This is a genomic window from Streptomyces flavusporus, assembly GCF_046267975.1.
GTDB classification, from domain to species: Bacteria; Actinomycetota; Actinomycetes; order Streptomycetales; family Streptomycetaceae; genus Streptomyces; species Streptomyces flavusporus.
Genome location: NZ_CP176503.1, coordinates 172,325 through 198,522 on the forward strand (window position 1 = coordinate 172,325; position 26,198 = coordinate 198,522).

General features: G+C 68.5%; 26 protein-coding genes and 1 pseudogene. 5 read left to right on the forward strand and 22 right to left on the reverse strand.

Annotated features, from left to right (window positions below; genetic code table 11):
- Positions 1 to 87: 87 nt before the first annotated feature.
- Complete coding sequence (locus ACKTSN_RS00960) at positions 88 to 561, forward strand: DUF1348 family protein (protein WP_409467310.1); 474 nt, start codon at positions 88 to 90, stop codon at positions 559 to 561.
- Between the two features lie 143 nt (positions 562 to 704).
- Here the strand turns inward: ACKTSN_RS00960 and ACKTSN_RS00965 are convergent, their stop codons facing one another.
- From ACKTSN_RS00965 to ACKTSN_RS01005, 9 genes are all read right to left on the reverse strand, one after another.
- Complete coding sequence (locus ACKTSN_RS00965; RefSeq protein ID WP_409467311.1) at positions 705 to 1,208, reverse strand: IS3 family transposase; 504 nt, start codon at positions 1,206 to 1,208, stop codon at positions 705 to 707.
- A gap of 11 nt (positions 1,209 to 1,219) precedes the next feature.
- Positions 1,220 to 1,468: a transposase gene (locus ACKTSN_RS00970; RefSeq protein WP_409467312.1), complete on the reverse strand. Its 249-nt coding sequence runs from the start codon at positions 1,466 to 1,468 to the stop codon at positions 1,220 to 1,222.
- A gap of 428 nt (positions 1,469 to 1,896) precedes the next feature.
- Positions 1,897 to 2,103, reverse strand: coding sequence for a DUF6417 family protein (locus ACKTSN_RS00975; RefSeq protein ID WP_409467313.1), 207 nt, complete (start codon positions 2,101 to 2,103; stop codon positions 1,897 to 1,899).
- Positions 2,104 to 2,704: 601 nt separating this feature from the next.
- Positions 2,705 to 3,076 carry a fic family toxin-antitoxin system, toxin component gene (locus tag ACKTSN_RS00980; protein ID WP_409467314.1) on the reverse strand — a complete coding sequence of 124 codons (372 nt, stop codon included), beginning with the start codon at positions 3,074 to 3,076 and terminating at the stop codon, positions 2,705 to 2,707.
- Positions 3,073 to 3,330 (reverse strand): hypothetical protein, encoded by a 258-nt coding sequence (locus ACKTSN_RS00985; RefSeq protein WP_409467315.1) that lies wholly within the window; start codon positions 3,328 to 3,330, stop codon positions 3,073 to 3,075. The genes ACKTSN_RS00980 and ACKTSN_RS00985 overlap by 4 nt, the downstream gene beginning before the upstream one ends.
- Positions 3,331 to 3,420: 90 nt before the next feature.
- Positions 3,421 to 4,164, reverse strand: coding sequence for an SOS response-associated peptidase (locus ACKTSN_RS00990; protein ID WP_409474699.1), 744 nt, complete (start codon positions 4,162 to 4,164; stop codon positions 3,421 to 3,423).
- Between the two features lie 599 nt (positions 4,165 to 4,763).
- Positions 4,764 to 6,116 carry a M28 family peptidase gene (locus tag ACKTSN_RS00995; RefSeq protein WP_409467316.1) on the reverse strand — a complete coding sequence of 451 codons (1,353 nt, stop codon included), beginning with the start codon at positions 6,114 to 6,116 and terminating at the stop codon, positions 4,764 to 4,766.
- Positions 6,117 to 6,263: 147 nt separating this feature from the next.
- Positions 6,264 to 6,485, reverse strand: a complete 222-nt coding sequence (locus tag ACKTSN_RS01000; protein ID WP_409467317.1) for a hypothetical protein — start codon at positions 6,483 to 6,485, stop codon at positions 6,264 to 6,266.
- A gap of 152 nt (positions 6,486 to 6,637) precedes the next feature.
- Entirely contained in the window at positions 6,638 to 6,937 is a 300-nt protein-coding gene (locus ACKTSN_RS01005) for a transposase family protein (protein ID WP_409467318.1), read from the reverse strand.
- A gap of 144 nt (positions 6,938 to 7,081) precedes the next feature.
- Here ACKTSN_RS01005 and ACKTSN_RS01010 point away from each other — a divergent pair, with 144 nt between their 5' ends.
- Positions 7,082 to 7,933: an NmrA/HSCARG family protein gene (locus ACKTSN_RS01010; protein ID WP_409467319.1), complete on the forward strand. Its 852-nt coding sequence runs from the start codon at positions 7,082 to 7,084 to the stop codon at positions 7,931 to 7,933.
- A gap of 277 nt (positions 7,934 to 8,210) precedes the next feature.
- On the opposite strand, the gene ACKTSN_RS01015 is transcribed toward ACKTSN_RS01010, so the two are convergent.
- A complete protein-coding gene (locus ACKTSN_RS01015) occupies positions 8,211 to 8,732 on the reverse strand; it encodes a hypothetical protein (protein ID WP_409467320.1) in 522 nt (173 codons plus the stop codon).
- 194 nt (positions 8,733 to 8,926) lie between these two features.
- On the opposite strand from ACKTSN_RS01015, the gene ACKTSN_RS47510 reads away from it, so the two are divergent.
- On the forward strand, positions 8,927 to 9,217 hold the full coding sequence (locus ACKTSN_RS47510) for a recombinase family protein (RefSeq protein WP_431197140.1): 291 nt from the start codon (positions 8,927 to 8,929) through the stop codon (positions 9,215 to 9,217).
- Between the two features lie 233 nt (positions 9,218 to 9,450).
- Positions 9,451 to 9,606 carry a hypothetical protein gene (locus ACKTSN_RS01025; protein WP_409467321.1) on the forward strand — a complete coding sequence of 52 codons (156 nt, stop codon included), beginning with the start codon at positions 9,451 to 9,453 and terminating at the stop codon, positions 9,604 to 9,606.
- A 385-nt stretch (positions 9,607 to 9,991) separates the two neighbouring features.
- On the opposite strand, the gene fmdA is transcribed toward ACKTSN_RS01025, so the two are convergent.
- From fmdA to ACKTSN_RS01050, 5 genes and pseudogenes are all read right to left on the reverse strand, one after another.
- Positions 9,992 to 11,239: a formamidase gene (gene fmdA / locus ACKTSN_RS01030; protein ID WP_409467322.1), complete on the reverse strand. Its 1,248-nt coding sequence runs from the start codon at positions 11,237 to 11,239 to the stop codon at positions 9,992 to 9,994.
- Between the two features lie 177 nt (positions 11,240 to 11,416).
- The gene (locus ACKTSN_RS01035) at positions 11,417 to 12,070 is read right to left on the reverse strand and encodes an AmiS/UreI family transporter (RefSeq protein WP_409467323.1); all 654 of its coding nucleotides are present in this window, start codon (positions 12,068 to 12,070) and stop codon (positions 11,417 to 11,419) included.
- Between the two features lie 180 nt (positions 12,071 to 12,250).
- Positions 12,251 to 12,529 carry an FmdB family zinc ribbon protein gene (locus ACKTSN_RS01040; protein ID WP_409467324.1) on the reverse strand — a complete coding sequence of 93 codons (279 nt, stop codon included), beginning with the start codon at positions 12,527 to 12,529 and terminating at the stop codon, positions 12,251 to 12,253.
- Between the two features lie 631 nt (positions 12,530 to 13,160).
- A pseudogene (locus ACKTSN_RS01045) lies at positions 13,161 to 14,816 on the reverse strand (IS200/IS605 family accessory protein TnpB-related protein).
- A gap of 358 nt (positions 14,817 to 15,174) precedes the next feature.
- Positions 15,175 to 15,603, reverse strand: coding sequence for a hypothetical protein (locus tag ACKTSN_RS01050; RefSeq protein WP_409467325.1), 429 nt, complete (start codon positions 15,601 to 15,603; stop codon positions 15,175 to 15,177).
- A gap of 1,043 nt (positions 15,604 to 16,646) precedes the next feature.
- On the opposite strand from ACKTSN_RS01050, the gene ACKTSN_RS01055 reads away from it, so the two are divergent.
- On the forward strand, positions 16,647 to 16,895 hold the full coding sequence (locus tag ACKTSN_RS01055) for a hypothetical protein (protein WP_409467326.1): 249 nt from the start codon (positions 16,647 to 16,649) through the stop codon (positions 16,893 to 16,895).
- Positions 16,896 to 16,968: 73 nt separating this feature from the next.
- Here the strand turns inward: ACKTSN_RS01055 and ACKTSN_RS01060 are convergent, their stop codons facing one another.
- The 7 genes from ACKTSN_RS01060 to ACKTSN_RS01090 form a co-directional block, all read right to left on the reverse strand.
- Positions 16,969 to 17,406 carry a Fur family transcriptional regulator gene (locus ACKTSN_RS01060; RefSeq protein WP_409467327.1) on the reverse strand — a complete coding sequence of 146 codons (438 nt, stop codon included), beginning with the start codon at positions 17,404 to 17,406 and terminating at the stop codon, positions 16,969 to 16,971.
- Positions 17,407 to 17,494: 88 nt separating this feature from the next.
- Complete coding sequence (locus ACKTSN_RS01065; protein WP_409467328.1) at positions 17,495 to 17,704, reverse strand: DUF2180 family protein; 210 nt, start codon at positions 17,702 to 17,704, stop codon at positions 17,495 to 17,497.
- A 1,373-nt stretch (positions 17,705 to 19,077) separates the two neighbouring features.
- Positions 19,078 to 19,218 (reverse strand): hypothetical protein, encoded by a 141-nt coding sequence (locus tag ACKTSN_RS01070; protein ID WP_409467329.1) that lies wholly within the window; start codon positions 19,216 to 19,218, stop codon positions 19,078 to 19,080.
- Positions 19,219 to 19,381: 163 nt separating this feature from the next.
- On the reverse strand, positions 19,382 to 19,552 hold the full coding sequence (locus tag ACKTSN_RS01075; RefSeq protein ID WP_409467330.1) for a hypothetical protein: 171 nt from the start codon (positions 19,550 to 19,552) through the stop codon (positions 19,382 to 19,384).
- A gap of 65 nt (positions 19,553 to 19,617) precedes the next feature.
- Positions 19,618 to 21,429, reverse strand: a complete 1,812-nt coding sequence (locus ACKTSN_RS01080) for an FHIPEP family type III secretion protein (RefSeq protein ID WP_409467331.1) — start codon at positions 21,427 to 21,429, stop codon at positions 19,618 to 19,620.
- Complete coding sequence (locus tag ACKTSN_RS01085; RefSeq protein WP_409467332.1) at positions 21,426 to 24,497, reverse strand: tetratricopeptide repeat protein; 3,072 nt, start codon at positions 24,495 to 24,497, stop codon at positions 21,426 to 21,428. The genes ACKTSN_RS01080 and ACKTSN_RS01085 overlap by 4 nt, the downstream gene beginning before the upstream one ends.
- Positions 24,497 to 26,182: a CHAT domain-containing protein gene (locus ACKTSN_RS01090; RefSeq protein ID WP_409467333.1), complete on the reverse strand. Its 1,686-nt coding sequence runs from the start codon at positions 26,180 to 26,182 to the stop codon at positions 24,497 to 24,499. The genes ACKTSN_RS01085 and ACKTSN_RS01090 overlap by 1 nt, the downstream gene beginning before the upstream one ends.
- Positions 26,183 to 26,198: the final 16 nt, after the last annotated feature.

Consider the following 26,198-nt stretch of genomic DNA (forward strand, 5'->3'; position numbering starts at 1 on the left):
GCGTCGCGAGAACGATCGTTCTCATGATTGTTTCCGGGGCTCGCTGGACCTGCGGCGAGTCCCAGAGTTCGAAGGAGTTGAGTCGACATGGCTGACACCACCCGCCCGCCGGTGCCTCCGTTCACCCGGGAGACCGCCATCGAGAAGGTCCGACTGGCCGAGGACGCGTGGAATAGCCGTGACCCGCAGAAGGTGTCGCTGGGCTACACGGTGGACTCCCGCTGGCGCAACCGCTCGGAGTTCGCCACAGGCCGAGACGAGATCGTCGCATTGCTGACCCGCAAGTGGAACACCGAGCTCGACTACCGGCTGATCAAGGAACTGTGGGCCTCCGACGGCAACCGCATCGCCGTGCGCTTCGCCTACGAGCACCGCGACGACGCCGGGAACTGGTACCGCTCCTACGGCAACGAGAACTGGGAGTTCGGCGAGCACGGCCTCATGCACACCCGCCACGCCTCCATCAACACCCTCCCGATCGCCGAATCCGAGCGCAAGTACTTCTGGCCACTGGGCCGCCGTCCCGACGACCACCCCGGCCTCAGCGACCTCGGCTTCTGAGGGGGCGTTATATAGCTTTCGCAGGATTTCAGCGGCACTGACACCGAGATCGGCCGCTTGGTGCGTGTAGAAGGCTGGGACCAGACGACTGGAACGGCTCTCGTCGGCGACTCCAAACGTGGCGCCCTGCACCCAGTCACGGACTACGAGGACTTGAGCTGCCCCGAGTTTCGGTGAGTCCGGTGATCTTGTTTCAGACGGACTGCAGGGGGGCTTCCTGTTGTCGCCACCAGTCGCGTTCGTACGCTGAAGTCCCGGTCGACCAGATCCGGCGGGCGGGGCGCCGACGGCTCGGGAACGGTGGTCCGCCGCCGCTGCCCGCGGATAACGCCCTCCAGGCCCAGCTCGGCCATCAGTCGCTCGACCGTGCAGCGGGCCACCTGCACGCCCTTGCGCCGCAGCGCGCGGGTGATCCGGCGGGCGCCATAGGTGCCACCGGACTCGCCATGGACCTGCTCGATCAGCCGCATGAGCTGCTCGTCACGCAGCCGACGGGCCGACTTGGGCCGCTTCTTGCGGGCGAAGTACGTCGACGGCGACAGTCCGAGGACCCGGCAGACGGGATCGACTCGAGGCCCTTCTGGCGCAGGTGGTCGATCACTGGCTCGGCCTCGTCCGGGGACGGTCGATCTCCTGGGCAAAAACACGCTGGCGGCTTTCAGGATCTCGTTCGCCGCTTCAACTCCGCTATTTCTTTGCGGAGTTGCTTCAGCTCCTCGCGTTCGGCGGTGGTCAGCCGGTCGTCCCGGTCCCCAGAGTCGGCCTCGGCCTGGCGGACCCACTGCCGCAGGGCTTCTTTGTGGATGCCCAGATCCCGGGCGACATGCGCGACCGGGCGGCCGGCGGTGCGGACCTCGCGGACGGCCCGCTCGCGGAGCTCGTCCGGGTACTTACGTGGTGCTGGCACTGCCCGTGGTTCTCCCTCGGGCCAGGATCATAGACCTGGTTTCAGGGACTCCACGAAACCCGGGTCAGCTCAGCGGGGACGCCACAGGTAGCCGCACTCCCCCGGCCGCGGCAGGAATAGTGGCAGCCTAATGGCCGGGCCGCCACTTGTCGTGCGTGTCTCCGCCCGCAGCCGTGCTTCTCGATCAGTTCGTGTACGCGGTGGCAGACGACGGAGCGTGAATTGCGGACGGGCTGCTGAACGTCGTCGAAGTTGCTGCACCTCGCGGGCCTAGAGGACGTCGATGAGGCGTGGGTGCGGCAGCACGAGCTGATCGAGTGGCGTGGCGGCGGACCGGAGGCTTGGGCGCCTCAATGACTCGCACGCAGGCAGAGCCCGTACGACCAGCCCGGCCTCGATGGCCTGAGCGCACAGTGCCCGGGCGCGGGTCAGTTCTCCGAAGGGATGCGGGCAGCAATCTCGCGCGCCAGCCGATCCGCCTCCGGTGACACCGGCCCGTCCTGCTGCGCCACCGCCTGCAGCAGCTGGAGCAAGTCGTGCGCCTCTTCCAGGGTCAGCAGGGCCAGCCGCTCCACGGTGTGCTCGCCGGGCGGGAAGTCGATGTCGTCCAGATCGATGTGCTCGTAGTCGTCCATGATCTGGGCAAGGTACCCCGGCTCCAGCCGGTCACGCGGCCCGACACGTGTCCAGCCCCGGTCGGCGAGGCACCGGCCGAGGCTGGACAGGATGTCGTGATCGTGAAGGGCGGTCGCCTACGCGGCGAAAGGCGCTGCAGGGCTTCAGCCGAACGATCGTCCCTGCAGGCAATAGGTGAGGCCCGGGGACACTGTCCCCTCCACGACCACGCCCCTCACAACACAGGCCGCCCCTCGGGCATTCCCGCCCGGTATGTGCGACCGGGGGTGAGCTCCCGTCCCGGCTCGGGGAAACCACGGGACCAGAGCTCACCATCATCATCCGCCCGCCATGGCCCCAACGGATGCCGCACGCACTACCCGCTCTGCGGGGCCCGTCGTCCGTTCTGATGTCAGTCGCGGTCGGGGAAGGGCGCGCGGCACCGCGCGCGGCGGAAGCCGGCTGCCCATCCCGGTCACGACGCGGCCACCCCAGGCCTTTCCCGCGCTGCTGACATGTCGGACCGTGGGCCACGGGAAGGCCCCGGCTCGGCATGCCGATAGCCTGCTCGGCCGCAGCGCAGGTCGGGCGCACAGCCGGGCGTGCGCCGTCCCGCCGCTATCAGGGTTTCCAGGTGCGCAGGAGAGCGGCAATGCGGGCGGCGGTGCACCGGGGGCTGCTCAGTTCGTAGGCGAGTGCGGTGAGCTGTTCGCAGGTGGGGCTGACGGGGATGTTGCTGGCCTCGAGGTACATCACGGCGACTGCGCAGGCGACGGTGAGGTTGGAGCGCTCCAGCCAGCGGCACCGGCCGAGGGTGTGCACCAGGGCTGCCGCCCGGGCGTAGGGGCCGTCGTAGAGGGGGTGGTCCAGGAGTTCGCCGCGGTGGCGGGCGACGGCCGCGACCGGGACGCCGTAGTCGTCGACGCCCGGGTCGCGGCGGCCGGCCCGCTCGGCGACCTCCAGGATCCAGGACTCGTCGATGTGCAGGATCATGCGGCGGCACCCGGCCGGGGCTGCCCGTACGGGGCGTCGAGCTCCCGCTCGAGATCGTCGAGGAACGCGCCATGCTCCTCGATGAGGTGCTGCGCGGCGGCCATGCCGGCGGCGCGGGCGCCGGTGGTGTCCTCGATGATCAGGCGTTCGACGTACCGGTTGAAGTCCAGGCCGCGGGCGGCCGCGGCCTGCTTGCCGGCCGCGAGCACATCGGGTTCCAGCCGGACCTGGGTCTGCTTCTTCGGAGAGGCCATATCTAGAAGGTAGCAGGGTGGTAGCAGAAGTGCGGAGCCGCTGACAGTCCGGGGTTTTCTCCGTCGTTCTCCGCAGCCGAGCTGCGGCTACTACGGGGCGATCGCGTCCAGGAGCTGAGGGCCGTTGTTACGAACGTTGTTGACCGCGGTGGAGACGGGCCGGGCCTCCAGGTGGCCGCCCGCGGGCCGGCCGAGCAGGGCGCGCAGTTCGTCGGGGTCCTGGTGGCCCGCGTCGAGCCAGGCGTCATAGTGGTCCTCGGTGAGCGCGAGCGGCATGCGGGGGTGAACGCGCCCAGCTGCGTCGGTGGCCTCGGTGGTGATGATGGTGCAGGTCATCAGCCACGCGGCGGGGTCGTCGTCCCGCTTCACCTCCGGGTCGCGCCAGTACTCGTACAGTCCGGCGAGCGCCATGACCTGGTCGTCCTCGGGGTGGATGAAGTACGGCTGCTTGCGGGTTTTGCCCGTGGCCGGGTCCCTGGCCTGCTGCCACTCGTAGAAGCCGTCGGCGGGCAGCAGGCAGCGGCGCCGGACGAACGCGCGGCGGAAGGAGGGCTTCTCGTGCACGGTCTCGACCCGCGCATTGATCATCCGCGCACCGATCCTGACGTCCTTGGCCCACGACGGCACCAGGCCCCAGCGCAGCGGCCGCAACTCCCGTCGCGCCGACGCGGCTTCGTCCTTGTCGCGCGGGGTGCGCTCAAGGACGGCCCACACATCGTTGGTCGGGGCAACGTTCCAATTCGGCGCGAGGGTCTCCTCGGCGCGCCAGTCGGTGACCTGGAAGAGCTGGACCAGGTCCTCCGGACTGCGGGTGGATACGTAGCGACCGCACATACAGCCACTCTGCCAGACGAAGCCGGCCTCGAAAGGGCCGAGGCGGACGGCCCCGAACCAGGGCGCGATGTGGGGGCCGCCCGGACCCTGCCACCACGCCGACGCAGTCGCCGGGCGCATCAGAAGTAGTACGCGATCAGTTCCTCCGTGCTGTTGAGGAGGTACAGCCTTGGTCGGCGTAGTCACCGGCGCACATCCGGGCGACTACCGGCCGCGCGTGCATCCCGCGGCCGGGACACCGCCGCCGACCTGGCCCCCACCCGGACGCGGGCAGACATTTGGCCTGTCTTACGACGATGCCTACTCCCCCCGGCCCGCCCCCTCGACATCGACCACCTGGTCTCGCTCGCCGAAGCCTGGGGCTCCGGCGCCTGCACCTGGACCGCTACCGAGCGGCAGGCGTACGCCAACGACCTCGACGACGACCGTGCCCTGATCACGGTATCCGCAGCCGACAACCGCTCCAAAGCCGACCAGGCCCCAAAGTCACCTGCCGCGATCGCCTGCGGCCGGGCACCTGTCCGCAGGCGCAGGCGGTCGCGGCCTCAGGGTCCCTCGGCTGCGTGTGCCGGCGGTACCCGGCACACGCAGCCGATCGGTCAGAAGGTCAGCTTCCAGCTGTCGATGTAGCCCGTGTCCTGCGAGGCGACGTCCTGCACGCGCAACCGCCACGTTCCGTTCGCCGTCTCGGTGGACGCATCGACGGTGTACGTGGTGATGACGTTGTCCGCGGAGTCCGAGCTGCTGGAGTTCTTCAGCCGGTAGGCCGTGCCGTCCGGCGCCAGCAGATCGACGATCAGGTCACCACGCCAGGTGTGCTTGATGTCCACCCCGACCCGGAGCGCCGCCGGCGCGTTTCCCGTGCGGCCGGAGACGGTAAGAGCCGAGGTCACCGCAGCCGAGTTGTCCGGGACGGCGACGTCGGTGATGCTCTCGTACGACTCGCCGGGCGGCAGCGACTGAGCCGTCCCCAGTGTCCAGATCGCGTGGGCGAGAGCGTCGCTGTTGCGGTCGAGCGCGGTGTCGCTGATGTTCGTGTTCGTGTCGCAGGAGGAGTGGTAGCACCGGTCGAACGCCTGGCCGGAGGTGCCGCCCCATTTGGCGGCCTGCGCCGCCGTCTTCGTACGACTGGCGCCGGTGAACAGACCGCCGACCGGTATGCCGGCGTTCTTGAAGGACGCGTGGTCGGAGCGGCCGTCGCCCTCCGTCTCTATCTCGGTCGGTACGCCGATACCCGCGTACCAGTCCTTGAAGACCTTCTCGATTGCCGGATCGTCGTCGTAGACGAAGTAACCCGGGTTCGGGGAGCCGACCATGTCGAGGTTGATGTACCCCGAGACTCTGGCGCGATCGCCGGCCGTCAGGTTGTTCACATAGTACCTGCTGCCGACCAGTCCCAGTTCCTCGGCGCCCCACCAGGCGAACCGCAGGTGCTTCGTGGGCTGGAGCTGGGCGCGGGAGACGGCGAGGGCCGTCTCGAGTACGGCCGCGGAGCCGGATCCGTTGTCGTTGATCCCGGCGCCGGAGGAGACCGAGTCGAGGTGCGCGCCGGCCATGAGGACCTGGTTCGGGTCCCCGCCGGGCCAGTCGGCGATCAGGTTGTACCCGGTGCTGCCGGAGGAGGTGAACTGCTGGACGGTGGTGGTGAATCCGGCGGCGTCGAGTTTGGCCTTCACGTAGTCGATCGAGACCTTGTAGCCGGTACGGCCGTGAGCCCGGTTGCCGCCGTTGGCGGTGGCGATCGACTGGAACTGCGCCAGGTGCGCCTTGACGTTGCTGATCGGGATATCGGGTGCCGCCAGGGTCCCGGCGCCGACGGCGGACACCCCGGTCCGGTCGGGCGTGGCCGAGGAGGCCGGCGAGGCGACGAGCAGACCCGCCGCGGCCACGAGGGCCACGGCGGCCATACGTCTGGAGATGGCCGTGGGCAGGCTGGATCTCGGATGCGTCATGTGGGGAGCCGCACTTTCTCGTCGATGAGGGGAGTCGAGCGATGCCTGGATCGGTAATTGCCAGAGCTGTGCGGGTGCTGTGTGTGCCTGATGTTCAGCCAGATGCTGATACCCCGTCAAGGGCCATATTCGGTCACGGCCGTCCGCTCAGCGGACACCCGGACAACGACCTCGGACCGCTGACGTAGGACGCCCCGTGCCGTCATGCCCGGGCCCGTCATCCGGAACGGCCACATCGTGGTCGGATTGGTCTCCGTACCGGGCATTCACGCTGGTCCGGTCCGGCAGCACATCGACCGTGCGGCCGGTCTCGATATCGATCAGCACGGTGCCGTAGACATGGCTCCCTTTGAGCGCGAAGTCGTCCATGCCCAGCACGCATGGGCTGTTCTGCGGTTCTTCGGCCGGCAGCGCCCTACGCGGTTGAGCAGTGTGCCGGGGCTGACCCGGCAGTGCAGCATGTGGGTGAGGCGGACGCCGGCCCGCCCAGCCAGGAGACAGGCGATCGCCACCAGCTTCGTCTACCGAAGCTGGCTGCGGCGACCGTACTGGAAGCTCAACCCCTCGACCGGCTCGGCAATGGTCCGCCGTACGCACGACGGCTCCTGGCACCGGAACCGACGCACTGTCAGGCGTATAGTCACCGGCCGTCCACCGGCCGCGGCATCGGCGAGTGTTCGCCGGTAACTGCCGTGGGCACGGCGCGAGTTCTCCGCCACCGGATCCTGCTTCAGTAATCGCCACGCAGCGTTACCACCGACTACGAGACAAAGCCGATCATTTGACAGGCCTCTTTCAGGCGGGGGACACAGGATCGGCATGACTGTGCGTGCACAGTACAAGACTTGCAGCGCCCTTCTCTCGACCTTCGTGCGCGCCGTGATGCTGGATGTGTCGTCCGCAGCGGATGATTGCGGTTGGCCAACTGATGGTCTGTTTCCACGTGCGAGAAGAGGAGTTTTCTGATGGTCGACGAGCCGATTCTGGTGCTTGCGGCAACCGGCGGCCAGGGCAGGGCTGTGACGGACGCACTGCTGCGCCGCCGGGCCCGGATCCGGGTGCTGGTTCGTGACCCGGACCGGAGAGCCGCGCGGGAACTGGCCAAGCAGGGCGTCGAAGTGGTGGCGGGGTCGCTGAGCGATCGTGGATCGCTCGCCGCGGCAATGAGCGGGGTGGCGAGTGTCTTCGCGTTCACCACTCCCTTCGAGGCGGGCGTGGAGGCGGAGGTGGGCCAGGGACGGGCAATCCTCTCCTCTGCGACGCAGGAGCGCGTCCCGCATCTTGTGTTCAGCTCTGTGGCCGGGGCCGACCAGGAGAGTGGGGTACCGCATTTCGACAGCAAGGCGCGCATCGAAGCGGAGCTGGCCTCCGGCGACGTGCCGTACACGATTCTGGGGCCGACCTACTTCTTCGACAATGCGTTGGGCGGAGCGGAGCGCATCCTCGGCGGCATTCTTGATCTGCCGCTGCCACCCGATCGGCCGTTGCAGCAGCTTGCCCGCGCCGACCTTGGCGCGTTCGCGGCGCAAGTGCTGCTCAACCCCGCTCCCTACGTCGGGCAGCGCATTGAGCTGGCCAGCGATGCACCCACTCCCACGCAGATGGCGGCCTCGCTCAGCGCGGCGCTGGGACGGGAAGTCCGCCATGAACAAGTACCGCTGGCGGCGATTGGCAATCCTGACATGCATGCGATGTGGAGGTTTCTGAACGGACCCGGCTATCGCGTCGACATCCCCGCACTCCACGATGCTCACCCGGAGATTCGCTGGACCCGCTTCGCGGACTGGGCGCACCGCACGTGGGCGACCGCCCACTGAACCGTCCATCCGCCGACGCAGCCGAGAACTGCGTAACGGCCGGGGTCACCAGCGGAGCCCTCAGCGGAAAGAGAGATCCACAATACTGGTGGTCATCATGGCTGGGTAACTCGTAGGTGTCGTCGTTCGGCCAGTTCCTCCGTGCGAGCGCTGGGGCCGGAAGGTGTCCGTGCTGTTGCGGGAGCGGGACGTCCTGCCCGTCGGCGAGCGCGGGCATGTGCATCGTGCGTGCACCCGGAAGTCAACGATCGGCGTTCACCCGGCGTGTCAAGAACACCTACAGCGCCGCTTCGCGGTCGGGCTCTCCGAGGCTTGCCGCGTGACGGTTGGCGTCGATACAACGCTGGGCCTGCTTCCTGAGCAGGGCGTACCAGGGATAAGTGAGCAGTCCTCCCAGCGCGCCCCCGACCAACGCGCCACCCAATCGGTAGTCGAACCATTCGGCTGCTCCGCCGATCAGAGCCAGACACAACCCCAGCAGAGAAAGCACGGCGAATCCGAGCCCGAACCATCGCGTGGTGCTGCCGGGGCGGATCGAGCTGTCCATCCATGCGTGGTAACGCTCTGCGCGTTGCACGGCCGGCGCCGCCAGCGGTGGATCCGAGACCGCACGGCCGCGCAATGTGGCACGGTACAGCTCCCACCGGTCCCGCCAGGGCAAGGCCTTCGCGGTCCGGCACCACTCGGTCCAGCCGCTCTCGGTTTTCTTCCGTCGGTCGACGATCACCCAGACAACGAAGAATGCAGCGAGAAGGGCGAGCGTGACATAAAGGAAGGCTATCGCCAAAGAATCGGACACGGGATTTCCTCACTTCATGAATCGGCAATCCTCAGCGAGGCGGGAGAACACCACGACCGTCCTACGCGCGCGCTTCACCGGCCTCTCTTCGACATCCAGGGTGCTTGGCACCGGGGAGAGAAGCTCGTCCCGAATATTCGTTTCTTGACGGCAAGGTCCCCACGCGGTAAAGGGATGTCCTACTGGGAAGATCGATGGCCAGTGGGTCGCTCGGGGAGCGAATCCAGAGCCGCGGTTACGACAGCTGGGCCGCTGCGGTGGGACCGCCGCCCCAGCGCCGCACGCCCGGCGCCTTCCTCGGTCCCGGCGAGACCCTCGTCGTCCCTTCACTCGACCGCTACGGCCGGTCCCTCCAGGACCTGATCAACATGGTCGCCGAGCTCCGCGAGCGCGGCATCGGCTTCACCTCGCTGCACGAGAACCTGGACACCACTACCCCACGGCCCACCGGCTCTTCCCCAGCTGTCGGGCCGGGCAGCCCATGACCCCAGAGATCCTCGAACTCCGGCTCCGCCACTTGAGCTTCCCCATCCAGCGGGGACGCACGGCCGCGATCCGCCACCTCGTCCTCCAGGCCCCCGCCCCCTCGTCGCCCGCATGCTCGGCTACCACGACGAGACCACCGCCCAGCTCGCCCGCCGAGGCAGGAGGAACCTGACGCTCCTACGCCCCCGGGGCCACACACGGTGACCGCGAACCCTCACTCGATGAGGAATAGGTGACTCTCGATTACGCGAGGTCGCCAGTGCTGGCCCCGGAGGAGTGCGAAGGCAAGCCCCTACGGGACGCAGCCGACCAACTGCACGGACCGGCCGATGTGCTGGAGAAGCTCGCCCGCGTCTACCAGCGTATGGCGGATCAAGAAGCGAGCTGATCTGCATCACGGCCACGCTATTGCCTGTTCTGTTGGCCCGGGGCCGTTCACTTGCGTTCATGCCGGTTCTGCCGCGGTGCCCGATCACCGTCGTCGTGCCGTCGTGGACGGCCCCGAACCGCGTTGAATGAGACGGGAACTGAGACGGCCGGACGATCTTGCAGCCTGTTCTCCCTGGTGGTGCGTCTCCCATGCACGTGTTCGCCGACCGTCGACCAAGGTGGCTCCCACTCCCAGTGCAGCCCGAAGCCGGCCCGCCGCCTCGGCGCAGGCGCTGAGCGCCAACCGCGGCTCCCCCGGGCGGGACTCGGCCTCGGGGCGGCTGGTGCGGTACCGAGCGAAGGTCCGGCGGGGCGGGATCCCCGGTCAGGGTGACCCGTCGGCCTCAGCTGGACACCGCGCACTGACCGCGGTCCGCGGCCTTCGGTCCCTCCGCGGTGGGACGGACGTCGAAGTCGAAGATCCCGGTCGGGAGGTAGAGGGAGCAGCAGGCGTTGGGGATGTCGACGATCCCGCTGATGCGTCCCTCGATCGGGGCCGCGCCGAGGAGCAGGTAAGCCTGCTCTCCGGTGTAGCCGAACTTCTTCAGGTACTCGACGGCGTTGAGGCAGGCGCGGCGATAGGCGACCGTCGCGTCCATGTAGTAGTTGGTGTCGGTGTCGTGGTCCACGGAGATCCCGATGAAGGACATGAACTCCGAGTACCGCGGCTCGACGTTGCCCGGCATGAAGACGGGGTTGGTGGTGACACCGTACTTCTCCATGCCGCCCTTGATCAGGTCGACGTGGAAGTCGATGTAGCCGCCCATCTCGATGGCCCCGCAGAAGGTGATCTCACCGTCTCCCTGGCTGAAGTGCAGGTCACCGCCCGACAGCTTGGCGTCCTTGACGTGCACGGGGTAGAAGACGCGCGATCCGCGAGTGAAGTTCTTGATGTCGTGGTTGCCGCCATTCTCCCGTGCAGGAACGGTGCGCGCTCCTTCCTGGGCGATGCTTTCGGCATCCGATCCGGTCGCCTGGCCGACGAGGGCCTGATCGGGCTCGGGCGTGAGTCCCAGGGGCGGAATCCGGTCGGGGTCGGTGTCGATCAGGGCCTGCTCGCGCCTGTTCCACCTCTCCAGCAGTTCCGCTGAGGGCGCGGTGCCGAAGAGACCGGGGTGGGTGATGCCGGTGAAGTGGACACCGGGTAGGTGCCTGGACGTCGCCACTTGCCCGTGGAATTCCCATATCGCCTTGTAGGCATCCGGGAAGTAGTCCGTCAGGAAGCCTCCACCGTTGGCTTTGGCGAAGACGCCCGTATATCCCCAGCCCTGGCCCGGTGCGTCCCCGACCTGCTGCGGTACCGGCCCCAGGTCGAGGATGTCCACGACAAGCAGGTCGCCCGGCTCCGCGCCTTCGACGCCTATCGGCCCGCTGAGCATGTGGGTGGCCTTCAAGTCGACATCGCGCACGTCATTGGCAGAGTCGTTGTTGCCGATCTGCGCGTCGGTCCATTCACGGCATTCGACGCGGAACTCGTCCCCCGGGTGGACCATCGCGACGACCGGGACGTCAGGATGCCACCGGTTGTGTCCAGGTACATCCTGGTCGCGCATCGACCGGGACTGGTCGACGCTGAAGATTACTTCAGGCATGTGAACTCCTCATGTGCTCTGTACCGGTGAGCGAGTGCGGCATAGCGCCCGGAGGGACCCCGCTCTCAGCATCCGGAGATGCCCCGGATGCCCTCTCATGCCTCTTCTGCGTCTCCTCAACCACCTCCCGCGCTCCGATCGACGAGTGTCGGTGTCGGCGATCGTCCGGCAGGGCCGCTAGCCGGGGCTTCCCGCCGGGTAGCCCGGGGCGCCGTACTCCTCGGCGGGCCTGCCGGGCCCCCTCCGACGCAGTACGAACCACAGCGCGGCGAAGACCAGCACGCCAAACGCGCCCAGCGCGATCGCGATCTCATAGAAGTTCTCGGCAACCCAGTAACCGGACAGCAGCAGGAATGCCGGTATGACGCCGGTCACCCAGCCTTCGATCGCGGTCACCCAGCCGACATAGGGCGTCAGCGCCTCCATTTTCAGTCCCAGTAGCAGGAAGAAGAGGAACCAGAGGAAGGCCCAGTAGAGCCATATCACTCCGAACGGCTGATCGTTGAACTGCCGGAAGCTGACGAAGGAATAACCCAGGGCCACGATCGACACGAACAGCGAGTAATAGCCCACGCCTGTCGTGTCTAGCCCCATGAGCAGTCCGACTCCCACATACAGGTATGTGAAACCGAAGAGGAAGATACCCGATGCCAGCAGAATTCGGTCGGGATCCTGATTCGCGGCGATGATGAGATATGTGGGTGTCAAGACCTGAAGCCCGCCCACGAACAGGTTGAATATGGCGGCCGCCCGGCTGTCCACCTTGCCCAGCAGCATCAACCCGTTCAGGAACAGCACCGCGCCAACGAAGAGAAGTCCGACGTTGGCCAAGGGGACACACCTCCTGATATTCCGCTCTCGCGAGCGATGCGCCCGCCGGGCGGTCATACGACCGAAAAGCAGTTGTGCGCGATTCCACGCCATGCTCTCCGAGGCGGTACGGTCGAGGCCGCCCCGCACCCTTCCCGAAAGGGGCGTACCGACCGATCCGGCCGGTGCGCGACTTCCCTCTCAGGGCCGGGGAAGCCGGGCGACCGCCGGATGGATCGGCCTCGGCGCAGCAGCCTTGGGAGGCACCCGCGTGACCACCGCGGGGTTTTCCCGAGACTTCTCCTCTTGCTCGCGCAGGCCCGCGACGGCAGGTGCCGTGAAGGCGGTCGCGGGGGGCGAGTACACGCGCCGAGCCGTATTCGAGCACTGCGGACACACTCGCTCGGCGGGCGCAGTGCCGATCGGCAGCTTGACGTCGAACGATCCGCAGCGGTTGCAGGAGTACTCGTACGTCGCCATGAGGAGTCATCTCCACCCGGCCGCGCTCCCAGCCCCAGGCCATGCGCGCGGATCTGGTCGCGATCTCTACATTCAAGGCAACGCCTCGGAGGACAGCGTGTCAAGGCGAGTCGAAAATGCTCTGGGCGCCGCCCCGGGCCGCCGTGCGAAAGGGCCCTGGTACGACGCGGACACTACCGGGAGCCGCGGACGCGAATGCGGGCACCGCAGACCGCGCGGCAGTGGTGCATGTTCCGTGTCCGCTGAATTCCCGGACACGGTCGGGGCGTTGCCGGAGCGCTGATTCAGACGGCGCCTCCCCCAGCGCCTCGACTTCAAGCCGGGCGAGTGGGTCGGCGGCGTCTCCGGCGAACTCGATCTGCGTCCGATCCTGGAGAGCGCCAGAAGCCGGTCGTCATCTCCGACGAGGAGGGCCCGACTCCGTGCTGGACCGCGAACTCCCCGACGTCGATGTGGTGATCTCGCAGCCCTTCCGGCCCACCGATCTCGCCCCTGCCCGGATCCGGCGCGCGCCGCTCCTGAGGCTGTCGATCTGCACCTGCACGGCACGTAGCCGTTTCGACGCTCTCCGCGCAGGCCAGGTCCGCGGCAGGCGTCCGGGAGATCATGGGGTGTTGGTTCGACCGATCCGTCAGGAGTACCGTGCCTGGAGGCTGAGCGGGAGTGAGTCCTGTTGCCAGAACTCATGCTCAGCCGAACGCCCCGATCGGTGTTGGGCGTTCTGGTCCACCGCGTTCGCTCCGCGTCCGGCGCGCACGGATCGTGTCCGTGGTCCGGGGATGCGGGGGTGGTTTCCCTCACACCCCGGGGTGCCCGGTCGGGCCTGGACGGTCCGATGCCCCGCAGCATCGCTCTGGTGCTGTGGGGGCGGTGTCGTCCTCCCCCAGTGCCTTAAGGGCCTGGGAGGTACCCCCAGCCGGATCGGGTGCCCCCGGGCGCGCCTGCCGATCGCCACGGTGGCTGCGTCGTGACGGGTGGTCTTACGGTTCTTCGTGGTGAGGGGCTTGTGCCAGTGCTGGGCGCCCCAGCGGCTGGTGTAGGGCGGGTCGACGGCGACGAGGGTGATGCCGAGTCCGGCCGCCATGCTGACGAGCCGGGCCCGCAGCCTGGAGGTGGGCATGCCGGAGATGAGGTTGCGGAAGCGTCTGCGGCGGCCGTGGTTCTCGCGGGTGGTCTCGGCGGTGAAGTCGAGGTCTTCGACCGCGATGGCGAGGCCGTGGCGCTTGGCCCAGTGCAGGAGGTGGATCAGGGCATGGCGGACCTGGGCGTCGCGGTGGCCGGTGGTGCCGGTGAGGTCGTAGCCGAACCGGAGGGGTTCGCCGACGGGGTTGCCGCGGGTGTCGAGGCACCAGGCGGCGAGGTGGTCGGCGTTGGTGTCGACGCCGATCAGGCCGTTCGTGCGAGCCGCTTGCGGGGGGACGGTCTTCACCGGTGGGATGGTCCAGGACGCGGTCAGGTACCAGCGGCCCCGGCTTGTGTCTTCGTGGATGCGGTAGGCGACGGCCCGGTCACTGACGCGGTCGGCCCACTGCTTGGCCCGGTGCGGGAAGTTCACGCGGGCGGTGAGCACGTACCGGCCGTGCGGGGCGTTCGCCAGATGCGCCAGCGGCGCCGGGAGTTTGACCGATACCTCGCCGTCGGGGGTCACGCGGATGGTCTCGTTGCCGTACCACTTCCGGACTCGCCATCAGCCTGCAGGAACCGGCGCCCGGCCTGCCACCGCTTGCGCCATTGCGGCTCGGGGAGCCGGGCGGCGTCCAGGTGGTGGCGGGGGGTGTTCAGCTGCCGCTTCCCGCCGCGCACCACGTGCACGACGCCGGCCTCGCGGTCGGCCCGCGCCGCCTCGAGCCGGTCTTCGAGCAGGTGCAGGCGGCGGGTCTTGGCGAACCACTCCTGCTTGCTGCGGTAGCCACCCGGAGCGCGCTTGCCGCCTTTCTCACCCATGGGCAGGGACAGCCGGTGCGCGATGGTGCGCACACCTGCCTGAAGGTTCTGGATGTGTGCGAGCCGGCCGCTCCGGGCGAGCGCCCACTGATCGTGGGTGGCCTTGTGATCGATCCTGCCCAGCGCGAGAAGGACTCCTGCGTGAGGGTGCGCTTGCGGTCGGCCCACTGCTCGGTGTCGTGGTCCGGCCCGGCCGTGCAGCGCGCCTTCAGATCACGGGAGGCGAGCGAACCGAGGTGGTCGCCGACCAGGCGAAGCGCCTTCTCGTCCCCGGCGGTCAGGTGCTTGAGCCGGGTACGGATCGCGACCCCGAGGGGCCGGGCACCACGAACGGCGCCGCCACCTCCCGCAGTCCCCCACCCCTTCACCTCCGGCCCGGTGTCGAAGAAATCTCTCACCACACCCAACGACCGCCACCGGCGAAGGTCACGTATTCGATACAAGAACTCTTGTTCCCCGCCGGGAAGTGCGCCTGCCACTGCCCGGAGGCACACTCATACGCGCCAGAACACGCTCAAGCGCCGCCGATCGCCACCTGCTCACAACCCCATCGTGGAGGGCGCCAGGCTTGCGGGACCAGGAGGGGGCTCGCTCGTACACGGTCTGACGTTCACGGTGGGAGCCGGCGGGGCCATCGCCGCCTGGGCAGCAGTGGCTCCATCCGACCTTGGGCGGATGCTGTGCCCCGGCGTACGTACGTGTCAGGGCGAGCCCGCTATCGCGCACGCGCGGCACGGGGGCCGGCCGCAGGTGCACTGCAGGATGCCGTCCAACACCCCGCGGTCGTGGTAGAGGCACTCGTCCTGGCAGGTGTGGCGCGGGATGAAGCCCCCCTGGAGCTCGTCCGGCCAGGGCTCTTCGCCCTCTCGGCAGCGTACGAACCGCTCGGGATCCGTGGAGTGCAGCCGGTGCATGCTCTCCCGGGCCTCGCCCTCCAAGGCGCGCGTTTCGGCGACCATGCCCTTGAGCTGCTCAGCGAGGCCGGAGAACCTGGCGTCGCCGGTTCTCACGTGGGCGGCGCTCAGTGCCATGACAGCGTTGCCCAGGAAGCGTCGAGCGTCCTGGAGATCGGTGACGTGGTGCAGTTGGATGCCGGTCACGCCTCTGACCCATACGGCGTCTTCGCTCACTTGTCCACCTTCCGGGCTCGAGTGGCCCACTGGTGATGCCGACGTGCGGAGGTACGCCGCATCTTCCTCATGGGCTCTGAAGTGTCTGGACGGGGCGGCTGTCCGCCAGGTCTCCGGTTGACCCGTTCCTGTTTCGCGACCGGTCGGCCCCGCTACAGAAATCCCCTATAAGGCTCGTATGCTTCCAAGGAGGCTAAAGTCTGCGATTCGTGCCAGTCCAGTCATCTATCGGTGAATTGGCTCACAGGCGCCGTATCTCTGTTTTCCTGGCTGAGGCGGAGGGGTCGGGGGCGTGGTGACATGCCGAGCTGGTTCATTGCGGCCATCTCGAGGGCGGCGAGCATCCGCTGCGCCCTCGCATTGGAGCCGGGGCCCCCAACAGGATCCTCGATCTGGGGTTGCAGGAGCCCGGCGCTGTTCATGGACGGGCCGCCAGGAAGCGGGCCAGGGTGAGGATGACGATGCCGAGGGCGCCGGTCCCGGGAGCGACGACGGTCTGCTCATCCAAGGCGTCGCAGCTCCACCCGCCGTGTCGGTCGGAGGCTCATTTCCCGAGCGCGGACCCTTGGCCGACGGAACCAGCCCGTCCTAGCCAGGGGGTGGCCAGGCGACGCGTCACAAACAAGTTCGATCGGCGTCCGTTCCGGCCGTCGTCACCAGTCGTCACGGTGGCCGGACGGGGGTGCTGATCTGCACCCCGGGCTGCGTGGTTGTTGTCAGCCGTGGATGTCAGGGCTCAGTCGCGGCGTGGGGATGAGCTCCGACAATGGATCTGCGCCAGAGGCATGTGCGGCGACCCATATATCCGCCTTGTGCGCCCACCCAGGGGGTGGTGACCAGAAGAACGGTCCGTTTCCAGCTTCAGTTTTTCCTACACAAAAGCTCCTGGCGGAATTTGATTAGAGAACTCTCAGGGATACGTGCGGTATAGCCGTGTATCTCACGTTTCCCTGTCCAAGGCGTTCACGCGCAGGCAAACGGCGAGATCCGGTCGTGAAACTCGAACAGCCGGCTGGGAGAAGACGGCGGCTGCTGGAGGTGCCATGCACCACGACCTGCGCTCGATGGCGTACAGGCCTCTCGACGCCGTGGGCTTGCAGCGCGGCCGCCTGAGCGGCATAGGGCTCAAGGGTGAGGACCTCGTCGACGCCAGCCAGATGCCCAGCAGATCTATTAGCCTCGACCGCACCCGCGAGGCCCGCCTGGTCGCTGAAGAGGCCATGGATCGCATCCGCGACAAGTTCGCCCCCGGCGCGATCGGACCCGTCGGCGCCTTTCGACGCGTGTCCTGACCGGTCCGAACCCTATCCATCGGGGGTATGGCCAATGCCGCTCGATCCACCGGGGCTGATTCCCGTGTGGCCGTTAAGAGGCGGTGGCGCGCTCCTGGCAGTCGCGGCACAGTCCCCACCACGTGATCTCGGCCTCGTCGATGGCGAAGCCCTTGCTGTCCACCGGATCCAGGCAGGGAGCCGCTCCGACTGTGCAGTCCACATCCTCTACGAGCCCACAACCGCGGCACACCAGATGGTGATGGTTGTCGCCGACGCGCAGCTCGTACCGGGCGGGCGAGCCCGCCGGCTCGATGCAGCGGACCAACTGCGCCTTCGTCAGGTCCTCGAGGACGTTGTACAACCCCTGCCGCGAAAGACCGCTCGCGGACCCCTTGCCCACGCCGATCCTCGCCTCGAGGTCCGGCGCCGTGGAGTGTGGATGCCCTTGCAGGGCGGCCAGAACGGCACGGCGCTGGCTCGTGCTGCGCAGACCTTTCCGCTTGAGCAGGTCGCCCGGCAGTGCGTCCATGGCTGCCCCCTCAGTTATCGGCAGTGTCGTCCCAACATGCACGCTACGTCCAGATTTGACACGGTCGAATCTGATGAGGCTCGGTGTCCTAGCGTGCGGTCTCGGCCGCGCGGCAGGTGGTGCAGACGACCCTGCGCGCCAGCAGACGGCTCGTCGTGCGCGTGACGCCGTTGGGCTGCTGGACGTGTTCCCGCACGATGTGCGCGTGGTCCTGGCAGGCGAACACGCCGCATCGGGCGCAGACGCCTATGCCTGTGCTGTCGTCGCGTCCTTGCTGGATGCAGTCGTAGCAGTTCATGCCTTACTCCATTGCATGGGCGGCCGGGGCTTCGGTTGTGTGCCGGTGCGTTGTCGACAGTGAGCCCAGGGCGGGGGATTGAGGTCAGAGCGCAGAGTCGGCGGACGGTGTCGTCCGGCTGCGCATTGCCCGCCAATGGCTCGAAACGTACGCACTAGATTGGACAGAGTCCAATCTAGCCCGCGGCTCGGCTCAACCGCATCGAGATGACCGGCGGCTGGAGCTGCAGCGGCGATGTACGCAGGGCGCCGAACCCCGTACGCGGGCCGGCCCCACCGTCCGAGCGGCCGACGCCGTCCAGCGCGCCCTCGCCGTTCTCCGCGCACGAGAGGCAAGCCCTCTCCGCCGGCTGCCCACCACCAGGCCCGCGTGGCGCAATTCGCCATCCTCCTAACTCCGCCCTTGCCGAGCGGAGCGCCCCGTGCCGCCTGATCGCCGGCCGACGCTCCCACGGGGACACGCCGCATGACCTCTCGTCCCCACGTCGAAAACCCGCAGCCGTACGAGCACAGCCCGGGCCACTTCGACGTCGAGCTTGTCCGCGTCCCGTCCTTCTCCGATCAGTCGGCCCGCCGAAGACGGAAGCGGCCGTCAGAGCCAGGGTGATTGCCGGCATCGCGTCTACGGTGGCCCACTGCACCGAGTCGATGATCTCCTCCAGGGCCTGGGCTGCAAGATGCGCACGATGCTGGGCATCACGATGATGATCTGCCACGTATCCCTCCTGATCGTTCTTTCCGACCGCCGACGCGGCACCGACACTGCTTCACCTCTGGTGGCGCCTTGGGCGCCTCGCCTGGACCGCGAAAGAGCGGGAGACATACGCCAACGACCTCCACGACGCCCACTGATCGCCGTATCCGCCAGTTCCAACCGGTCCAAGGCCGACCTGGACCCCGCCACCCGGAAGCCGCCGGCCGAGAGCTACCGATGCACCTACGCCACGGACTGGAGGAACGCCAAAACCCGGTGGAGCCTGGCAATCGACCCCGCCGAACGAGCAGCGCTCACCGGCATCCTCAGCGGTTGCCCGAACACCCCCATCGGGGGCATCCTCGCGCTCGACCGCAGGAGGCGACGCGGCGGTGGCGGCCCGCACCCTTGGACCAGGTCATCCGTGGTGAGGCGGAGCTGCGTCAGGTACAGACGCCACCGGCTTATGCCCTAGTCGTGTCCCGCCGTACGGACCCCTGCTCGGCCTGCCCGTCGGCCGGCAGCAATCACCAAGGGCACCGGCGTACAGCACGACATCACGGCCAGTGGCATGCTGATCGGCACCCCTGCCTACATGGCCCCGGAGTGCTTCTCCGGCACCTTCGAGTGCAGCTCCGACTTGTGCTCGCTGTGATGGCCGTGAGAACCATGTCCACCATCTACTGCCGGGCCAGGTCGTGAACGTCGGCGGCGTCGGCCAGGAGCAGACCCATCGCGCGGGGCTGGCTCTCGTGGACGGCGGCGCACAGGTCTTCCGGCGCGGACCTCTGCGTCAGCCGCTCGCTCCGACAGCACGACATCCGCAACCAGGATGGCCATCTCGCCCTCCCTTTTGAGGCAGCCGGGGATGAGGTACTGCCCCCACATGATCCAGACCGGGTGCGGCAACGTCCGCACGACAATTGCACACTGGTCAACGAACCGGAGCCGTGCTCCGGCGGCTCGGCTCTCCCGCGCCGCACATCAACCGGGACGATCTGGCGCGCGGCCGCTCATGCCGCTCTTGAAGGCGGTTTCGATCCGCTGCAGCACTGCCAGCTTGTAGACGCGCGACCCGCACAGCGGGCAGGTCCCCTGCGGGACGTCGAGGAGTACCTTCGCAGCGTCGTCCGGCCCGGTGAACCGCACCTCCACCACGCGCTCCTCATAGCTCCCTCCACACGGGCATTGGCCGTACCAGGTCGGCCGCCCGGTCCCGGTCATCGCGGCCTCCCCACATCCGTCGGCTCGGCTACGTCCATCGCGATGCGAGCGACCGGCTTGACGTTGAGGTCGGGCGGCAGGTCCCCGTAACCGACGACCCCGATGCGCGGCAGTACGCGCGCGAGCAACGGCCGCAGCACCGGGCGCAGGTCGTCGTCGGTGAGGATGAAGGGCAGCTGAGCGGTCTCCGGCAGCTGTGCGAGCTCCGCCTTGACCGCAGCGATCAACCTGTCTTCCCGTTCCTCGTCGAGGCCCTCCCGCAGCAGCCGGTCGACCGCAGCGTCCAGCAGGTAGACGACGAGGGTTCCCGTGTGCCTGGTGTGGCTGTCGGCGATCTCACGCCGCAGCCCAGTGCGTACGAACCCCTCCAGCCATGCGGGGTCGTCCGGCTCAGCCGCCGCAGTGGTGTGGCTGGCCGTGACCGGATCGTCGAAGACCAGGAAGCGGTCCGGGCCAGGCTGCGCATGGGCGGAGTCGATGATCCGTTCCAGGAGCGGGGGGAGATTGCGCAGCCAGACCTTGTCGTCGGCCAGTCCGCGCACCAGCGCCGTCAGCTCGGCAGACTGGAGCCGGGCTCTCGCGGCGCCCACCACCGCGGGCAGTACGTCCTCCAGGACGTCGAGCTGGGCCTGCACTTTGTCCTGGTGCACGAGCTGGCCGGCCCTGCTGCGCAGCTCCTGCGCGAGACAGAGGACGATGTAGTCGGCAGGGCCCCATGTGGTCATGCCCATGTCCTCAAGCCGCTGTCTGTACGTGGCCGGGACCAGAGCCCCGGGCAGACCGCTGGCCGGATTGACGGCCGGGCGGGCCTCGGCGCCCAGCAGACCCAGCCGTTGGGGGATGTCGTTGACCAGGACGTCGTCCGGCGCGAGGAGCCCAAGCGGCGCGGTGAGCAGGGAGTTCACCCGGAACGCGAAACAGGCCTCCGGGATGCCGTCCGGGGGCACCACCCGGAACGGCGGGACCAATATGCCGTTCTCCTCGAACAGGGCAGCGGCCACGTACCCCAGAAGATCCCCGGAGTCGCCGACATCGCCTTTCCCCAGGAGCGGGGCGATCGTGTCCGGGACCAGGACGTCGACGCCATCGGTGGCCAGGGCGGAGACCAATAGCTCTCTGGCGGCTCGAGGCCGGGTCTCCTGGCACTCTGTGAGCACACCCGCCACCGACGCCATGTCGCCGATCCCGATTCCGAGGTCGAGCACGCCGCTGAGCACCTCGGCCAGCCATTCGGGCGTGACGACGGCCGACAGCCGGTCGGGGAGGTGCTGTCCCAAGCCGACGGCGTACGCCGTGAGCCAGCCGGGGCCAAGCAGCGCCGACGGCCGTAGTTTGACCGCCTCGGCGCAGACCAGGCCCACCAGGGCGACGACCCGTTCCAGGGCCGAGGCCCGCGCGGTGGGAGAGGGCTGGTCGCTCGCCGGCCGCTCCGGCCAGTCCTCCGGCAGGGGCGGGTGCACGCGTCCGGCCTGACGGCCATCCAGCGCCGCGGCGAGCTGGGCCAGCAGTTCGGCGGGGTAGCGGCAGCGGCGGCCGTCGACGTACAGCTTGATCCAGTTCTCCGGCGCGACATGGTCCTCGCAGCTACTGACGACATCCACGGCTACGGGCCCGGGCAGCCCGAGGGCTGCCGCCACCTTGGACAACTCCTTGCAGACTGCGGCCGCAGACGAATCGGCGGCGGATCCGGACCCCAGGTACCGCGCAAGAGGGCCGCTCACCGTTACCGCAGCCGTCAGGCCGATACCGCCGGTCTGCCCGGCGGTTGCGCTCCCCTTGCCGCCGACCGAGCCGGCCCGCCCCGTCATTCCCTCTCCTCCGCGCGCGGCTCGCTCAGTTCCACAGTCTCCAACACCCCGGCGAATCCCCCCTGCTCCGGTCCCATGCCGCCTTCGATCAACCGTTGGAGATACGGGCGCAGCGCCGGCTCCGCCGTGACCAGGGCCGTGCGTCCACCAGGGACGAACATGTGGCCGAGCACTATGGCGAGCCGATGCTCCTGCGCCGGGTCCAGCGCGGCCGAGCTGGAGTCCTGCGGCACGTCGATCCTCCGGTCCTCCACCCACTCGGGGACCGGACGGCGGATGACCCCCGGCTCATTGCCCGGCAGCCCGTCACGCAAGGCCCGGCGCATCGTCCGTACGGCTTCCGCCAGCTTCGTGCCGGTGACATCGGCCCCCTCCAGCAGGGCCACGATCCGGGATGCCGGAGCCAGCGTAATGCCGTCCCTAGCGAGTGCGCGCAGAACGCGCGTGGCGGCCAGACGTGTCTGCGCAGACGCGTACGCGCCGTGCCCGAGCCCACCGCTCACGTCGTCGACCGCCGCACCCGCGCCCTTGGGGGCGGCGTCGGTCAGCCATCGCTCCGCCTCGTCGGTCCCGAGCAGGCGCCAGCCATGGCGCCGCACCACCTCGGACACGTGTGCCAGCAGGAACCCGGTATCGGTGAGGCGGCGGATCTCCCGGCCGCCCCCTGTCTCGTCGGCCGACCATGCTCCGTCGAGGTCCGCGGGGGCGACCCAGCAGCACGGACCACGGGTGACGGGGTCCCAGCCGGGACGGATACGGTCGGCATCCACCCCGGACGACACGACCGTGGCGACGGACGCCACCAGGCAGTGGCTGCCAGTCACGACCGCCCCCCGGCCCTCTTCGACGCCGTGGATATGGATGACGTAGCCGCCCGGTCGCAGCTCGGGGTCACTACTGAACCGGTAGCCGGGCAGCGGGAAACCGAGGAGTTCGCCCACTCGCTCCCGAGCGGCGGGGACATCACCGTGCATGAAGGTGTCACCGCTTTGGGCAGGGTTGACCCAGGGAACGAGGTCGTTCGCGACCATGATCTGGACCGGTGGCACGGTCGGGGCTGTCGCGACCAGTTCACCGAAGCGTTGTACCAGGCTCTCGAGCCGCTCCAGCCGGGAGCGACGGACCTTGTAGAGGGCGGGATCGTCGGACCGTTCCTCGGCCCGCGTGAGCGCGGTGATGGCCTCTCGGAGAGCCGCTCCCCGCCCACCTGGCTTCATGCCCGACTCGAGGGCCAGCGCCAAGTTCGAGTGGAGCACCGCGTCGTCCGGTACGAGCTCAGCAGCCCGACGGTAGCCCTCGGCCGCCTCCGCGTACCGCCCGGCCTCGTAGTGGCTGTTGGCCTCTGCGTTGCAGAGGCGCGCCAGTTGCTTTTCATAGGTGTCCTGGTCCCCGTCGATCGCGTACGCCCGGTCCAGCAGTGACCTGGCCCGGTTCCATTCGCCCAACTCGGTGTAGGAGTGCGCCGCGTTCCGGTGGCAGTCGGTGTCGGTTGCGCCCGTCGCGGGCGTATCGATGGCGCGTTCGAATGCGGCGGCAGCCTCCCGGTACATTCCCGCGTCGTGGTACATGCGTCCCCGGCGCTGCTGGTATGCCGTTTCGAAGTCATCGCCGCGCAGGTTGCGTGCCCGGCTGAGGAGTTCTTCCGCGCCTTCCGCATTCTCGGAATCCGTGAGCATGCCCAGCGCGATATCGCTCACTGCGCTCCACAGCTCGTCGTCGGCCGGGTCGACGCGCAGGCCGTCGAGCACGACTGCAGCGGCACGGTCGTACCGGCCGGCTCCGAGGTGCGTCATCGCGATGTCGGTGTGAAGCCTCGCCGCCCACGCCGGTCGCACGGCGAGGACCTTCTCGTAGTGCCGAATGGCGCGGTCAAACTGCCGGCGCTGTTCGCACGTCATCGCCAACTCGTAGTGGGCGGACCAGTATTCGGGATCCTGCAGGAGCATCTGTTCGCATTCCGATTCGGCACTGTCCAGTTTGTTTTCCTGTCTGTACAGGGCGGACAGCTCGACGCGGGCGTCGAAGCGGTCAGGACGCAGGGCCAAGGCGGCGCGCAAATGGCGGTGGGCCCGCTCGCGGTCGTCGTTCTGCCGGAAGACCGAGCCGAGGAGGACCTCGATGCCGTACCGGGACGGTGGCTCCACGGCGACGGCCTGCGCCGCGATCCCGTCGAGCCGACCTTTGCGCTGTTCGAACAGTTGTGGGTGTCCGTAGAGTTCGATCAGGGCACGGTAGTTGTCCACCGCATGGGGGACCTCCGCGATTCCGCGCAGGTAGTGGCGTGCGGCCTCGTCGAGATTGCCTCGTTCGGCGGCACAGTTACCCAGACCGCGGTACCCGTGGCTGCGGTCCGGCGCCAGCTCCACGGCCCGCTCAAAGGCGTCCTCCGCGCCGTCGACATCCCGTACCTGGAGCCTGTATTCGCCGAGGCCCTCCCAAGCCCGCGGGTCGCACGGGCCTTCCTCCAGCGCGGTGTCGATGAAGGGCTTGGCCGTGGCCGGGCCCCCGCGCCAGTACAGCTCGAGCTCACCGGCTGTGACCAGAAGGTTCACACGCGCCCCGCCGTTGACGTCGGCGTACTCCAGCAGGTGCTCCAGCAGAGGGTGGACGTGTTCCCACCGCTCGGCGAACCAGTACTCGGCGCACCGGGCAATCTCCTCGCGACCGGAAGGGTTCGGGAACGGAATCGGGAGATCCACCGTCAGCAGGTGCCTGAGAACGGGCTCGCGGTAGTGCATCAGGGCCTCGGCCCAGCAACGCAGCCACTCTCGCCGACCGCTGTCCGGGCCATGGTCGAGCGAACTGCGCAGCGACTCGGTCAGTGTCTCGCACAGCACCCCAATGAACCGGTCCCGTAGCCGGTCCAGAACCGGAAGCAGTGGCTTTCCGACGGCCTCACCCGCCCGCGCGTCCGCCACCTCGAGCAACCGGTACAGGTCGGCGCCCTCGTGGGCGGCGCCGCGCAGGTGCTCCAGGACGTCCACGGCATGGTGCATATTGGCCCCGGCGAGGGCCGCGTCCCGGTAGGCGTCGGCCAGGAGGTCGAGGACGGCGGCGGTGCGAGCCATCAGTCCCCCCGATCCGGCGGGCCCGAGCCGCCACTGAGTTGATCGCCGTAGCCGATGTCCCGGGCCCCGCTCGTCCGCCCCCGCTCTGCCGCGCCCCGCCCGTCGCCCGGAAGGCTGGGACCGGTCCGCGGCCCGCCACCGTCGAAGCCCGTGCCGCCCGACGGCCCGGGACGGGGACCCTGCCCCCCCGACGGTCCTTCCCCAGAGCCCGGATCCTCTCGCGGTTCGACCAGGTAGTCGCAGTCGGTACAGGCCGAACCCGGTGCCAGCATCAGTACGCCCTCGCAGTCGGGCTTCGGGCAGCGCCGGAACTGGGAGTTGCACTCACGGCACGGCGGACGGTCGCGGATCACCAAGCCCTGGCACCGGGTGTTCGGGCACTGCGTCTTCGCCGAGACCGCAACCCGTCGTGGGGGCTGGAAGAACGGAGCCTCCTGCCGTACGTAGATGACGGGCGTACCGAAGCAGCGGTGGTCCCACACCTGCCGGCCGGGCACGGGCGTTAGCCCGAGCTCCCGCCTGGCCCAGCTGACCGCATCGTCCATCCGTTTCCCGGACCGTATCCGCGAGTAGAAGTCCATGGCGAACTGCTGCGCGTGACCCATCTCGATCGCGTACTGCATCGCGACCACGGCGGCGACGCGCTCGCCGTCCGCGAGGTCCCGGGCAATGCTGCTGAAGCTCTGCAGAGAATCCTCCCGCCCGTGCGCGGAGGCCCCGTGGCAGGCGTGGAGAAAGATGAGCCGACCCCGCGGATGTGCGCGTACGTAGTCGGGGTCGCCCGCGAGCCCGCTCCGCAGCAGCGTGCACACCGAGCGGTTGTCCGCCCAGTCCGCCTCGTCCACCTCGAAGACCGTGTCGTCCCGCGACCGCTGCAGCTGCCACTTCGCGCGGTCCTCCCTCAGCTGCTGGTCGTCCTTCTTCAGCGCGATCGCACCGGCCCGGCCGTGCCCGATGAAGTGAATGATGTGCGTCGGCTTCTCCACGATGCTTCTCCGCAGCTGGCCACGGGTCGGGGACTCGATGACGTCCACGTCCACGTCCGAGTTCTCCGCCAGATTCTCGACGGCCCTGACCAGCTCGTCGGCCTTGGGCTCGGCAAGCTCCGGGGCCCGGGGCCGGGAGAGAACCACAAGGATGCGCAGCCCCTCGTCGTGCCCCTCCGGCGATCCGAGGCGGACCTCGGTGTCCTGGGTGAAGTCCGTGTTGGGGACGTACCTGCTCAGCACCAACCGGCTGTCCTCCTCCGCCAGGAAGAAACCGCCGCTGGGTCGGGGCATGAACAGGAATTCCCAGGGGTAACTGCCGAGTTCCCGCGCCTCGCGCCGGACGACCAACCGCAACCGGAAGTCGTCGCGGAGCTGCTGCTGCAGGTGCCACTCGTATGACTCCTCGAAGGCCCTGCGCAGCGGCGGCAGCGCCGCGGGAACCGGCGCCTGCCCGCTGTCGAACGGCTGGGTGTCGCCGAAGGCCACGATGTAAAGGTACTGCCCCAGCAGGGTGAATTCGGGCCGCCGGCACATGTCGTAGCTGCCCACCCAGCGGTTGAGCAGCAACAGCGTCTCGCGCATCAGCGGACTGCCGCCGAGGCGTCCGCTCACGTGTCTGTTCTGCGCGCGGCGGTACAGCACGTTGTCCTCGTACTCGCCGTGGAAGTCATCGAGGATCGTGAGTGTGGACGTCACCCCCTGCATGGCCGCG

What these genes read in the sequence shown, in the direction of transcription:
- ACKTSN_RS47510 (WP_431197140.1), top strand. Translation starts at nt 8,927, where the DNA reads ATGGCCAGTGGGTCGCTCGGGGAGCGAATCCAGAGCCGCGGTTACGAC.
- ACKTSN_RS00995 (WP_409467316.1), bottom strand. Translation starts at nt 6,116, where the DNA reads ATGACGCATCCGAGATCCAGCCTGCCCACGGCCATCTCCAGACGTATG.
- ACKTSN_RS01085 (WP_409467332.1), bottom strand. Translation starts at nt 24,497, where the DNA reads ATGGCTCGCACCGCCGCCGTCCTCGACCTCCTGGCCGACGCCTACCGG.
- ACKTSN_RS01055 (WP_409467326.1), top strand. Translation starts at nt 16,647, where the DNA reads ATGCACCACGACCTGCGCTCGATGGCGTACAGGCCTCTCGACGCCGTG.
- ACKTSN_RS01000 (WP_409467317.1), bottom strand. Translation starts at nt 6,485, where the DNA reads ATGGACGACTTCGCGCTCAAAGGGAGCCATGTCTACGGCACCGTGCTG.
- ACKTSN_RS01010 (WP_409467319.1), top strand. Translation starts at nt 7,082, where the DNA reads ATGGTCGACGAGCCGATTCTGGTGCTTGCGGCAACCGGCGGCCAGGGC.
- ACKTSN_RS00990 (WP_409474699.1), bottom strand. Translation starts at nt 4,164, where the DNA reads ATGTGCGGTCGCTACGTATCCACCCGCAGTCCGGAGGACCTGGTCCAG.
- ACKTSN_RS00985 (WP_409467315.1), bottom strand. Translation starts at nt 3,330, where the DNA reads ATGGCCTCTCCGAAGAAGCAGACCCAGGTCCGGCTGGAACCCGATGTG.
- ACKTSN_RS01070 (WP_409467329.1), bottom strand. Translation starts at nt 19,218, where the DNA reads ATGTCGTGCTGTCGGAGCGAGCGGCTGACGCAGAGGTCCGCGCCGGAA.
- ACKTSN_RS01060 (WP_409467327.1), bottom strand. Translation starts at nt 17,406, where the DNA reads ATGGACGCACTGCCGGGCGACCTGCTCAAGCGGAAAGGTCTGCGCAGC.
- ACKTSN_RS01040 (WP_409467324.1), bottom strand. Translation starts at nt 12,529, where the DNA reads ATGGCGACGTACGAGTACTCCTGCAACCGCTGCGGATCGTTCGACGTC.
- ACKTSN_RS00960 (WP_409467310.1), top strand. Translation starts at nt 88, where the DNA reads ATGGCTGACACCACCCGCCCGCCGGTGCCTCCGTTCACCCGGGAGACC.
- ACKTSN_RS01080 (WP_409467331.1), bottom strand. Translation starts at nt 21,429, where the DNA reads ATGACGGGGCGGGCCGGCTCGGTCGGCGGCAAGGGGAGCGCAACCGCC.
- ACKTSN_RS01065 (WP_409467328.1), bottom strand. Translation starts at nt 17,704, where the DNA reads ATGAACTGCTACGACTGCATCCAGCAAGGACGCGACGACAGCACAGGC.
- ACKTSN_RS01005 (WP_409467318.1), bottom strand. Translation starts at nt 6,937, where the DNA reads ATGCCGATCCTGTGTCCCCCGCCTGAAAGAGGCCTGTCAAATGATCGG.
- fmdA (WP_409467322.1), bottom strand. Translation starts at nt 11,239, where the DNA reads ATGCCTGAAGTAATCTTCAGCGTCGACCAGTCCCGGTCGATGCGCGAC.
- ACKTSN_RS00975 (WP_409467313.1), bottom strand. Translation starts at nt 2,103, where the DNA reads ATGGACGACTACGAGCACATCGATCTGGACGACATCGACTTCCCGCCC.
- ACKTSN_RS00980 (WP_409467314.1), bottom strand. Translation starts at nt 3,076, where the DNA reads ATGATCCTGCACATCGACGAGTCCTGGATCCTGGAGGTCGCCGAGCGG.